Annotated in this window: 10 protein-coding genes; 3 read left to right on the top strand and 7 right to left on the bottom strand. The window is 68.4% G+C overall.

The features are described 5' to 3' along the window. Window positions 1-25: 25 nt before the first annotated feature. Genes METY_RS15470 through METY_RS15460 form a run of 3 tightly spaced genes read right to left on the bottom strand, consistent with a single transcriptional unit; the run spans window position 26 to window position 2,003 of the window. On the bottom strand, window positions 26-1,012 hold the full coding sequence (locus tag METY_RS15470) for a TauD/TfdA family dioxygenase (protein ID WP_103122283.1): 987 nt from the start codon (window positions 1,010-1,012) through the stop codon (window positions 26-28). A 39-nt stretch (window positions 1,013-1,051) separates the two neighbouring features. Further along, window positions 1,052-1,774, bottom strand: coding sequence for a thioesterase II family protein (locus METY_RS15465; protein WP_103122300.1), 723 nt, complete (start codon window positions 1,772-1,774; stop codon window positions 1,052-1,054). 4 nt (window positions 1,775-1,778) lie between these two features. Beyond that, window positions 1,779-2,003, bottom strand: a complete 225-nt coding sequence (locus tag METY_RS15460) for an MbtH family protein (protein WP_103122282.1) — start codon at window positions 2,001-2,003, stop codon at window positions 1,779-1,781. A 312-nt stretch (window positions 2,004-2,315) separates the two neighbouring features. On the opposite strand from METY_RS15460, the gene METY_RS15455 reads away from it, so the two are divergent. Together METY_RS15455 and METY_RS15450 are read left to right on the top strand one after the other, a co-directional pair. Beyond that, window positions 2,316-3,404, top strand: coding sequence for a GNAT family N-acetyltransferase (locus tag METY_RS15455; protein WP_103122281.1), 1,089 nt, complete (start codon window positions 2,316-2,318; stop codon window positions 3,402-3,404). Window positions 3,405-3,424: 20 nt separating this feature from the next. Beyond that, the gene (locus METY_RS15450; protein ID WP_103122280.1) at window positions 3,425-4,762 is read left to right on the top strand and encodes a lysine N(6)-hydroxylase/L-ornithine N(5)-oxygenase family protein; all 1,338 of its coding nucleotides are present in this window, start codon (window positions 3,425-3,427) and stop codon (window positions 4,760-4,762) included. 7 nt (window positions 4,763-4,769) lie between these two features. On the opposite strand, the gene fhuF is transcribed toward METY_RS15450, so the two are convergent. Genes fhuF through METY_RS15430 form a run of 4 tightly spaced genes read right to left on the bottom strand, consistent with a single transcriptional unit; the run spans window position 4,770 to window position 10,576 of the window. After that, window positions 4,770-5,489 carry a siderophore-iron reductase FhuF gene (fhuF, locus tag METY_RS15445; RefSeq protein WP_103122279.1) on the bottom strand — a complete coding sequence of 240 codons (720 nt, stop codon included), beginning with the start codon at window positions 5,487-5,489 and terminating at the stop codon, window positions 4,770-4,772. Further along, window positions 5,486-7,453 (bottom strand): Fe(3+)-hydroxamate ABC transporter permease FhuB, encoded by a 1,968-nt coding sequence (gene fhuB, locus METY_RS15440; RefSeq protein ID WP_244593684.1) that lies wholly within the window; start codon window positions 7,451-7,453, stop codon window positions 5,486-5,488. Before fhuB ends, fhuF begins: the two co-directional genes overlap by 4 nt. Before the next feature lie 37 nt (window positions 7,454-7,490). Continuing rightward, a complete protein-coding gene (locus METY_RS15435) occupies window positions 7,491-8,372 on the bottom strand; it encodes an ABC transporter substrate-binding protein (RefSeq protein WP_103122299.1) in 882 nt (293 codons plus the stop codon). Next, the gene (locus METY_RS15430; RefSeq protein ID WP_146035738.1) at window positions 8,369-10,576 is read right to left on the bottom strand and encodes a TonB-dependent siderophore receptor; all 2,208 of its coding nucleotides are present in this window, start codon (window positions 10,574-10,576) and stop codon (window positions 8,369-8,371) included. The genes METY_RS15435 and METY_RS15430 overlap by 4 nt, the downstream gene beginning before the upstream one ends. Window positions 10,577-10,761: 185 nt before the next feature. Between METY_RS15430 and METY_RS15425 the strand changes: the two genes are divergently transcribed. Beyond that, window positions 10,762-11,514 carry a 4'-phosphopantetheinyl transferase family protein gene (locus METY_RS15425; RefSeq protein WP_103122276.1) on the top strand — a complete coding sequence of 251 codons (753 nt, stop codon included), beginning with the start codon at window positions 10,762-10,764 and terminating at the stop codon, window positions 11,512-11,514. Window positions 11,515-11,558 lie beyond the last annotated feature (44 nt).

Here is an 11,558-nt window from a genome sequence, read left to right as displayed (position 1 = left end):
GCTGTGTTCTCCGGAGACGGGCGCCTCAGCGCGAGCCGTGCGCCTCGGCCATGGCCACCCGCACCTTGCGCGGTCCCTTGAAGGGCGCGCGCCCGTGCGCCACCAGCATGTTGTCGAGCATGACGACGTCGCCGCCGCGCCAGGGAAAGGCGACCGTGTGCCGGTCGAACACGGACCTCACGACGTCGAGCGTCTCGTCGTCGATCGGCGAACCGTCGCCGTAGGTGACGTTGCGCGGCAGATCCTCCTCGTCGACGACGTCGAGCAAGGTCGCACGCACCTCGGGTTCAAGGTTGGACACGTGGAAGAGATGCGCCTGGTTGAACCAGACCATCTCGCCGGTCGCGGGATGCGCGGCGACCGCCTGGCAGCGCTGCCGGGTGCGGAGTTCGCCGTCATCCTTCCATTCGCAGGCGATGCCGCGAGGGGCGCAGAAGGCCTCCACCTCGGCGCGGTCGTCGGTGCCGAACACATCGGTCCACGAGAGGTCGAGGCCGTTGCCGAAATTGCGGACGTAGGCCAGCTCCTTCTCGGCGAAGCGCTTCCGGATCGCCCCCGGCATGTCGCGATAGACCCGGCGGCTGTCCGCGAGCGGGGTCTCGCCGCCCTCCGGCGCCGCCTGTTCGCAGTAGAACCAGATCTTCATCGGCCAATCCCGCGTGTAGGACTGCTCGTTGTGCAGCGGGATGTGCTGGTGCTGGGGGTATTCGGTCGACGTGTAGACCCCAGCCTCGACCTTCGAGCGCGGCGTGGAGCCAAACTCGTAGCTGAGAAGCGGATGGCCGAAGGCCGCCGCGAACTCACGGAAGGCGGCTGCGCCGTCGAGGCGGAAACCGCGGAACAGCAGCCCTCCTTCGACGGGCAAATGCCGGTCGGCGAGCCGACGGAGCTCCGGCTGAGCGTCGATCAATGACCGTCCCGCCGACGGTTCGACCTCCACCACAAGCGGGAGCGAGCCGCCTTGGGCAAGCGGCTTTGCCGTCAGTGCGTCGCGTTCCAGAACAGGGGTCATGGGTCAATTGCTCCTGCTATCGGGTCGGGACCCTCGGCCTCAGGCCGCGGCGCGTCCGGCCGTCACCGCGGCGAGGCCGTCGAGGATGAAGTCGAGCGCCTCGCGCTCCCGCTCGTGGATGAAGAAGTGGCCGCCTTCGAAGAGCTTCATGGCGAAACCCGAGGCGGTTTCCGAGCTCCAGGCCCCGATTGCGGCGGCCGGGACGTCGTCCGACGCTCCCGCAAGGGCGGCGACGGGGCACGGAAGGGGCGCGCGCCTTCGGTAGCGATAGCCGCCGGCCATCAGAAAATCCGCCCGCAGCACCGGCAGGACGAGCGCCATCAGCTCGGGATCGAGCAGAGCGCCTTCCGGCGTTCCCCGCAGCCGCCGCAATTCGTCGACCAGTTCGTCATCGGTCAGCGGCTTCGCCTTGGTTCGGTCGTCGCGCAACGCGGGCGCCGCCGAGGCGGAGACGAACAGGCGCATCGGCGCCGCCGCGCCCCGCTCGATCAGGGCGTGCGCGATCTCGAAAGCGAGCACCGCGCCGAGGCTGTGGCCGAACAGCGCGTAACGAGCGCGGACCTTCGGCAAAAGCTCGTCCGCAAGGTCGCTCGCCAGCCCCACGAGATCGGTCCGCAGGGGTTCGCCCGTCCGCGCGCCGCGGCCGGGCGGCTCGACGGGCTGTATCTCGACCGACCGCGGCAGGAGCTTCGTCCACCGCAGGTAGGCCTGCGCGGTCGCCCCGGAATGCGGCAGGCAGAACAGCTGAACGACGTCGCTCATGCGCTCAAGCCGGCCCGTCGACAGCCTCGCCATCCATATGGCGGCGCAGGCTGAGGGGTCGCATGTCGGACCAGACCTCCTCGATGTAGGCGAGGCATTCGGCCTTCGGCCCCGTTTTCCCGACCTCCCGCCAACCGGCGGGAATCTCGCGGAACGTCGGCCAAATCGAATACTGTTCCTCGTGATTAACAACCACGTGGAATACGCCGTCCTCACGATCAAAAGCCATAAGACAACCGCCCGAAATGCCTGTCGATGAGGTCGCGGACGTAAGCACGCAACAAAACTTGAGGCAATAGCCAAATCATCTAGTGACTGATTCCTAAAATATGAGGGGATTACGTGAAACTGAAACTGTTCTAAGAAGAATTCTAAGGTTGGTGCCGGCAATTAGACTTTGACTTTGCTTCATACGTATTGCTTTGATCGCCCGCTATCACAGCGCCGCGCGCTGGCGAGCGACCCGCACCGGTCCGAACGGCGCCGGCTGGTCCCGCCGCGGCTCAAAGGAACGGCCCGCCACAGGTCCCGGGAGATTGAGATGAAGGACAGCGGAGTTACGCCGGCGCAGCACTTCGTCGCCTTCGGGGCGGGCGACCTTCCCCGCCGGGTGACCGACCGGGGCGGCGTGATAACGGTGTCGGCGACCGCCCGGCCTTCGGCGACCGTTGAGTTTTGTCTGAAGCGGGAAGCGCTGCGCTTGCTCGACGCGCAGGCGCTGGACGCCGTCGAAGCGGGCGAGGCCGTGCTGGCCGCCGTCGAGGCGGCCTTCGCCTGGCGGCCGGAGCGCGACGTGCTGGAGGTCGCGCTGGAGAGCCGGCCGGATGTCCTCGCCTGGCTCGCTGAACGCGGCGTGGTGGCGGCGGAGCGCGGAGGCTGGCGGGCTTCCGCCGCCATGCTCATGCAGCGGCCCGAACCATGGCTCGCGACAGGAGCAGAGGCGCCCTACCCCGAGCGCTTCGTCCTTTCGGGCTCACGCCGGCATCCGCTGCGCCGGCCGAAGCCCGAAGGCGTCGCCTACGCCCGCTTCGTTCCTTGGCTCGGCGAAACCCTGACCTTCCGCGCGGCGACGGTCGGTGACGATCTCGAGACGTTCCATCGCTGGATGAACGACCCGCGCGTCGCCGCCTTCTGGACCGAGGCCGGCGATCTCGCCGCGCATCGCCGCTATCTGGAGGCGGTGATCGCCGATCCGCACATGATCCCGATGATCGGCGCCTTCGACGGCGCCCCTTTCGCGTATTTTGAGATCTACTGGGCGAAGGAGAACCGCCTCGCGCCGTTCTACGACGCCGACGACTACGACCGCGGCTGGCACGTGGCCGTGGGAGAGGAAAGCCGCCGAGGCGGAGCCTACATCGGCGCCTGGCTGCCGTCGCTCATGCACTTCATGTTTCTGGACGATCCGCGCACCCGACGCATCGTCGGGGAGCCCGCGACGGCGCATGTCCAGCAGATCCGCAACCTCGAGCGCTCCGGCTTCGCGCAAATCAAGACCTTCGACTTCCCGCACAAGCGGGCGACGCTCGTCAGCCTCCTACGCGAGCGGTTCTTCGCGGAGAAGCTGTGGCTGCCCGCCCGTCGGGACGCGCAAAGGCCGTCCACCGTCGCCCTCGCCGGCGCCGCCTGAGACCGTCCGGAGCTCCGCGCATGAAGCCACAACCGGCCGTTCCCTTCGATGTCCTCGGCGTCGGCTTCGGTCCGTCCAACCTCGCGACCGCGATCGCGATCGCGGAGAACAACAAGCGATTGCGACCGGCCTGCTCCTACTGCTTCATCGAGAAGCAGGAGCAGTTCATCTGGCACCGCGACATGCTGCTGCCCGACAGCGACATGCAGATTTCGTTCATAAAAGATCTGGTGACGCTGCGGGATCCGACGAGCCCGTTCACGTTCGTCAACTACCTCCATGAGAAGGGGCGGCTGGAGGCCTTCATCAACCGCAAGTCGTTCTTCCCGAGCCGGATCGAGTTCAACGACTATCTCCGCTGGGTGGCGGTCCGCTTCGAAGACGGCTGCCACTACGGCGTGGAGGCGCTTTCGATCGAACCGGAAACGTCGACAGACGGTGTTGTGAGATCGCTGGTCGTCCGGGCCCGCGCGGAAGGCGGCGGGGAGGTCGTCCGGCGAACGCACGATCTCGTCCTCGCGGTGGGCGGCGCCCCTCACGTTCCGCCGGCCTTCGCAACGCTCGGAGCGGACGCGCGGGTCTTTCATTCCTCCCGCTACCTCCGAGCGATCACCGAGCCGGAGCTCGCCTCGCGAGCGGGCCTTCACGTCGCCGTGGTCGGCGCCGGGCAGAGCGCGGCGGAGATCGCGCTCGATCTCCACGGCCGCTTTGCCGACGCCAAGATCGACATGCTGTTCCGGGGCGTCGCGCTGAAGCCGGCGGACGACACGCCGTTCGTGAACGAGATCTTCAATCCCGAGTTCACCGACTTCGTCTTCGCCCAGCCCGAGGAGCGCCGGCGGGAGATCATCGGCCAGTTCCGCGAGACGAACTACGCGGTGATCGACGCCGATCTGCTCGGCCGGATCTACGAGATCGTCTACCAGCAGCGCGTGCGCGGCGACGCCCGCCTGCGCCTCCAAGGCCGGATCAAGATCGCAAACGCGGTCGCGAGCCGGGACGGCGTCCACATGACGATCCTCGACGCGGCCGGAGACGAGCCCGTCTCGCGCCAGTATGACGCCGTCGTCCTCGCGACCGGCTACGAGCGCGACATCCGCCATCCCTTGCTCGCTCCCCTCGCCGGCTATCTCGAAGACTTCGAGGTCGAGCGCGACTATCGGCTGCGGACGAGGCCCGACTTCCGGCCCCGCATCCACGTCCAGGGGCTGTCCGAGGACACGCACGGCCTCAGCGACACGCTGCTTTCCGTGCTGGCGATCCGCTCGCAGGAAATCGCGCTGTCGCTCGTGGAGGCCAAGCGCCGCCGCCTCAGCGAGGCCGCCTCCGAGCAGGAAAGCATGGCCCAGGCCGGATGACGGCCGTTCAGTCGCCATCCGTCGGGGCCGCGCCTTCGGGCGCGACTGGGCATGTGCCGCAATAGCCGACGTTCGGCGCGAGATAGCGCAGGCAACAGACGCGCCTCAGCCGGCCGCCCGGCGGGTAGCTCACGGGCGCATAGAGAGGGTTCAGGCGGCCGCGCCTGCGGCGCTGGGTCATGAGGGTCAAGCCGGCCTCGACGCCGGCCGTCCCGGCTCCGAGCGCGCCGGCCCCGCGGACGACGTAGTCGAACACGTTTCCTGCATTGCTCCAGAACACCTTCGGCGACGCGCCGCTGACGGCCGCGAGCGCGGCGATCAGAGGTTCGAGATGGCCGTCGATCAGCCGGTCGAACCGCGCCTCGCCCGCGCCCGGGCCAAGCGGCGCCCCGGCGTCCGGCAGAGCGATCCGCTGGGTTCGTCCGAGCTCGTCGGCGGCCAGGGCGACCTCGTGCAGCGCGACCGGCAGGTCGAGGTCGAGGAACAGGTTCGCCGCGAGCGCCGCCGGCATTAGCGTCGAGAAGTGGCTTTTCGACCAGATTGAAGCGACCGCCCGCCGATCGCCGTCGCCATAGGCCGCCGCCAACCGGTCGATCTCGGCGCGCAGGACGACGCGGTCGAGCAGATCGGCGGCCCGGCGGGCGCCGTCCGCCGGCGCCAGCGTGAGGCAGTCGGCGAACGGCTCGAGCGGGCCACGGAACAGAGGCGCGAGCGCCGGTATCGTCATCGCCTCGTCTTCATCAGCCACATGAAATACAGCCCGCCGATCGCCGTCGCGGTGACGCCAGCCGGGATCTGCCAGGGGTATGCGGCGTTGCGTCCGATCCAGTCGGCGAGCACCATCAGCATAGCGCCCAGAAGCCCGGCCGCGACGCTTTCGGCAAGCGCCGTGCGCGCGCCGAACAGCCGGGCGAGATGCGGGCCCATCAAGCCGACGAAGCTGAGCGGCCCGACAAGCAGGGTCGAGACCGCGGTGAGCGTCGAGACGAAGACGAGCAGCGCGAGCCGGCTTCGGCCGACCGCGACCCCCAGGGCTTGCGCCGGAGGATCGCCGAGCGGCAGAATCGCGAGCCAGCGCGCGGCGAACGGCAGCGCGAGGGCGGCGAGCGCGGCGGCAACGCAGGCCGCGGACGCCAACGCCGCGGAGACCGCGTAGGTCGACCCCGAAAGCCAGGTGAGGATCTGCGCGACGCGCGGATCGCCCGTCACCAGCACGAGCTCGAGCACCGCGTTCAGCAGCGCCGTCAGCCCGACGCCGATGAGCAGCATCCGCATCGGCGAGAAGGCCGATCGGCGTCCTACCGCAAGCACGACGGACAGGCTCGCGAAGGCGCCTAGCGCGGCCAGCGCGAGCGCGCCGCCGCTTCCGAGCCCCGGCGCGAGGAACGTCGCCGCGAGGAGCGCGAGCGCGGCCCCCGCCGAGACGCCCAGAAGCTCCGGGCTCGCCATGGGATTGCCGCTGAGCCGCTGCAGGACGCCGCCCGCGACGGACAGCATGAACCCCGCCGCGAGCGAAGCGGCGACGCGGGGGCCGCGCCAGGTCGAGAGCGCGTCGAACTCGGAGCCGGTCGCCCAAAGCCAGCCGCCGGGCGTCCGCCCTAGCGCCATCGCGAGCCAGACCGCCGCCGCCGCGAAAGGGGCGATGAGCAGCACGCGCGGCCAGCCCGCGGCGGCCCCATGCGCGAAGGCGGACTCCGTAAAGCGCTCGCCGAGCCCGGTCGGCCGGAACCGCCAGACGAGCCAGAGCAGCAGCGGGCCGCCGAGCAGCGCGGTCGCGGCGCCCGTCGGCGGAAGCGTGCCCCCCGTCGCCGCCACGAGCGCCTGGTCGACGAGCGTGAGCATGCCGGCCGAGACACAGGCGCCCCAGACGAGCCGTGGTCCGAGGCGGCGCGCCCCGGCCGCGCGGGCGACGGCGGGGCCGGCCAGGCCGATGAAGCCGATCGCCCCGACGGCGCCGACGACCGAAGCGCTGACCAGGACCGCGATCGCCACAGCGCCGAAGCGCGTCCAGGCGAGCGGAACCCCCAGGCCTCGCGCCCCCGCCTCATCGAGGTCGAGCAACGCGAGGGGCTTCGCCAGCAGCGCCGTGGCCGCAGTCGCGGCCACGATGCGGGGGGCGAGCCCGGCCGCGGCCGACCAGTCGTTCTGAGCGAGCGAACCCGCCTGCCAGATCAGCAGATCCGAGAGCTGCTCGAAATTGCCGATCGTAAGCATCTTGTTCGCGGCTTCGAGCGTGAGCGATACGATCATTCCGGCGAGCACCACCGCGAAGGGCGCGAACGCCCGGCCCCGCGACAGCGCGAGCACGAGCCCCATGCTGATCGCGCCGCCCGCAAGCGCGAGCGGCTCGTAGCCGAAGGCGAGCAGGCCGGGCGCCCAGAGGGTGGCGGCGAACAGCGCGAACCGGGCCCCGGCGAAGACGCCGAGCGTGCCGGGTTCGGCGAGGGGATTGCGCAGCACCTGCTGCAGAAGAGCGCCGGCGAGGCCAAGCCCCGCGCCGCAGAGCAGCGCGACGCCAATCCGCGGCAGGGCGCTGTGATGAACCACGAGCTCGCGCATGTCGTCCGGGTTGGGCGCGAACAGCGCCTCGAACCAGCGGCCCGACGGCAGCGCCGAGGAGAGGTTGAACGCCGCGAGCGCCCCCGCCGTTGCAAGCAGTGTGAGCGCGACGGCGGCGGGGCCGATCGCCAACCGGGCCCCTCCCCTTCCGATCTTGGCGGTTCTGCTCTCAGCCATGAGCACCGAGCGTCGTGCGGAGCTGGTCGGCGAGGCGCGCGGCGGAGGCGAGGCCGCCGTTCGGATGGACGACCGGCATGGCCGTCACCTCGCCGCGGCGAACCGTGGGGAGCGCCCGCCACAGCGGGCTGCGCTCCAGCCGCGCGATCGCGCGTTCCGTCTCGGGGCCGCGATGGAAATGCACGATGCGCGCGGACGGCATGGAGGCGAGCGTCTCGACCGACGCAAGGGAGGTGCCGAAGGCGTTCTGCCGGCCCGTCCACGCATTGACCACCCCGCAGCGCTCCGCGACGGCCCCTAGCACGCTTTTCGTGCTGAACACCGCGAGGTGACGCCCGTCCTCGAAGAAGCGGCAGAGCAGCGTCGGCTGCGGCGAGACCGTTTCGCGCGCGCGGGCGCAGGCTGCCCCGAGCGCGGCGACGAGGACGCCGGCCTCAGCCTGTCGCCCGACGATCTCGGCGAGCCGGCGGGCGACGGCCTCCAGGCGCTCGAGCGGCGGCCGGGGCGAGAGGTCGCCCAGAACCTCGACGGGCGCGAGGCGCGCGAGCGTGACCCGGTTCGCGTTCGCCTCCCAGGCGGGAACGACCATCAGGTCCGGCGCGAGATACTGCAGGAATTCGAGGTTGGGCTGCTGAATCGGACCGAGATCGAGCACGTCGGCCGGCAGCTCCGGCCGGCCGATCAGACGGCGGTAGAGCGGGTTGTCGGCGGCGGCGACCGGCGGCGCGCCGAGCGAGACGAGGATTTCGGTGAGTTGGAGCTCCAGCGACACCACGCGCGGCGTCGCCGCCTGCGCGGGCGTCCGAACGCCGACGGCCGCCGAGGCGGCGGCCGTCGCGAGAAAGGCGAGCGCCCTGCGGCGGCCCGCGTTCACCACTTGTAGGACACGGTGGCGAGGATGGTCCGCGGCTGGCCGTAGTCGCAGCCCTGGGCAGCAAGGGCGCAGGACAGTGTTTTCTTGTTGAGAAGATTTTGCGCGTTGATCTGGGCGTAGAATCCGTTCATTGATTGATTTATTTGCCCGAGATCAACTTTTGCAACGGCATCGACAGTAACATAGTCAGGTATTTTCTTGCTTACGCCCGGTAGGTTTGTCTTACCGAAATAGCGTGCGCCGGCACCGACCGAAAGCCCCCGACCGCCGATCGACGTGAAGTCGTAAAGCGCCCAAAGCGACGCTTGGTGCTTCGGCACGGTGGCAAGCTGCTCGCCGACGAACGTCAGATCTTCGTCTTTGATCGTCTTTGCGTTGGTGTAGGAATAGGCCGCGGATAAGCGCAGCGCGTCGATCTCGGTCTTACCCTCGAACTCGAAGCCCTTGGAACGGACCAGGCCCGACTGGCGCAGCGCTCCAACGGGGCCCGTCACCACATTCTTCTGCTCGATCCGATAGATCGACGCCGTGAGCAGCGTCTTGTTGTCCGGGGACGTCCACCTGACGCCGCCTTCGTACTGCTCGCCAGTCGTGGGCTTCAGCGGGTCGGGACTGGTGCGCTCGCTCGCGACGGCCGGCGCAAAGGACTCGCTGTAGGACACGAAGGGCGCGAAGCCGTAAGGCGCGAGATAGACCGCCCCGAAACGGAAGGTCGTCTTGTCGTCCTTCTGCGTCGGGTACTCGCCGAAGACGAGCGGCTCGTCATAATCTAGGCGGGTCTTGGCCCAGTCGTGCCGGACGCCGCCGACTAAAACCAGTTTTTCGGCGATCTTCAGCTGCTCCTGCAGATAGATGCCGACCTGATCAATGGTACGGTCGAACCCGCGTTTGAAAGCGTATCCCCCTTGCTCAGGTCCTTGTTCTTCGCCGGTTTCGATGTCGATCCATCCGCCGAAATTGTCCCGGAAGCGGCTCGTATCATAGTTCTGACGGGCATAATCCACGCCAGCAACCGCCGTATGCTCGACTGGACCGCTCCTAAAATTGAACTGAAAATGATTGTCTGTCGTCCAGACCTTGGAATGTTCTTTTCGCTCGCTACGCCCGCGATATAGCCGGTTAAGGTTTGCAGCTTCTATAAATCCACGGGAGGTCAAATAGTCCCAATCAGACTTCGCCTCGAAATATCGAGCGCGAGAACTGAACGAAACGTTTTCGTTGAAAGCGTGATCGAAAATGTACCCGACGGCACCGGAGTTGATATTGTACCTGTCAAAATCCGTGTTGCCGATGAAGAAGTCGCGATCGATCTTGTTGCCGGCGGCGTTGGGAAACAGCGTGCCGATGGCGTCGAGCGGCGCAACGAAGCGGGTGCGGATTTCCTGATAGTAGGCGAGCACCGTCAGCGACGTGTCGTCGCTCGGCTTCCAGGTCAGGGCCGGCGCGATGTAGCGCTTGTCGTCGGGAACGTGGTCGATCCAGGTGTTCGCGTCGCGCACCAGGGCGGTGAGACGGAAGGCGAAGTCGCTATCGGCTCCGCCGATCGGGCCGGAGACGTCGCCCGAAAACTGCTTGGTGTCGAAGCTGCCGCCGGTGAGGTTTACTTCTCCCTGCGGCGTGAAGGTCGGCCGCTTCGAGATCGAATTGACCACGCCGCCCGGCGCAAGCTGGCCGTAGAGGATAGAGGCCGGGCCCTTGAGGATCTCGATGCGTTCGAGGCCGTAGACCTCCTGCGAGCCGTCATAGACGTTGGCCTGCAGCTTCATGCCGTCGCGGAGCTGGCCGAGATTGCCGTTCTCGGAGGAGAAGCCACGGATATCGAATTCGTCGAGATAGAGCGAGCGGCCGGACGAGAACGAGGCCACGCCCGGCGTGTAGGCGAGCACCTCCTGCAGCGTGGTCGCGCCGCGATCCTCGAACTCGTCGCGGGTGACCACGGAAATCGACTGCGGGGTCTCGACAAGGGGGGTGTCGGTCTTGGAGCCGGTCGCGCTGCGCGAGGCGACGTAGCCGTCGACGGGGCCTTCGGCCGTCTCGCCCTGGCCCCGCCCTTCGACGCTGATCTCGGGTAGCGCCACAGCGCCCTGCTCCTGCGCGATTGCATCGCCCGCAAAGGCCGCGCAAAGCGCCGCGAGCGAAGCGCCCGCCAGTAGACCCGCCGCCCGCCTGCGCTTCGTCCCCAACGTCATCGCAACCCCCAGCACAACAACTGCTCCCTGCAGCGGGACAGGCAAAGCGCACCGGCAGCGACAAAGCAAATAGATAATCTTGACGCCCGCCTTGTACTAAGGCGCTGTCGCCGATAGGACACAATCTAAAGCCTCATAACCTGTATAACATCGTTCCAGTTGAGAATTATTATAATATAATACTTTTATTGGGGGTGGACATGCCTGACGCTGTCGTCGATGGCGGGATCGAATGCGCGCGGGCGGGCAATCTGCCGCCTCTCGACGCGCCGGGAGCGGTCACCCTCTTGCTGGCGGGGACTGAAGCGTTGGACGCCGCCGGGCTCGAGGCGTTCGAGCGCTTGCTCGCGCCGGAGGAACGCCAACGCTGGCGCGGCTTCGCCAGCTCCGACGCCGCGCTGCAGTTTCTCGTCGGGCGGGGGGTTCTCCGTACCAGCCTGTCGGCCTACGCGGAGGTCGCGCCGGACCGTTGGCGCTTCGCGTTTGGCGCCCACGGGAAGCCGCGCGTCGCGGCGCCCCGCGTCGGCCGTCCGCTTCGCTTCAATCTCTCGCACACGCGCGGCCTGGTCGCCTTGGCGATCTGCGACGGGTTCGACGTCGGGATCGACGTGGAGGATACGAGCCGGCCGCTCGAGGTCGCCGAACTGGCGCCGCTCACGCTGTCGCCGCGCGAATGGGCCGCGATCGAGCGGCTCGCCCCGGCCGAGCGGAGCCTGCGCTTCTACGAGCTATGGACGCTCAAGGAAGCCTACGTGAAGGCGCTCGGCGCGGGCCTGTCGCTGGCTCTCCCCGAGGCCGCGTTCGAACCCCACGGCGGCTCGTTCCGCCTCGCTCCCGCGCTCGAGGGGGCCGCCGCGTGGACGGTCTGGACGACGCGCCCGACCGATCGTCACACGCTCGCGGTCGCGGCGCAGGTCGCCAGTTTGGCCGTCACCATCGTCCGCCTGGGATAGCGACCTCACGCGTGCGCTGAGCGCAAAAGGCGACGCGCAAGCCT

Origin of the sequence: Methylopila sp. Yamaguchi (assembly GCF_002897035.1) — a bacterium.
Lineage (GTDB): Bacteria > Pseudomonadota > Alphaproteobacteria > Rhizobiales > Methylopilaceae > Methylopila.
This window is presented reverse-complemented; position numbering and strand designations above follow the sequence as displayed.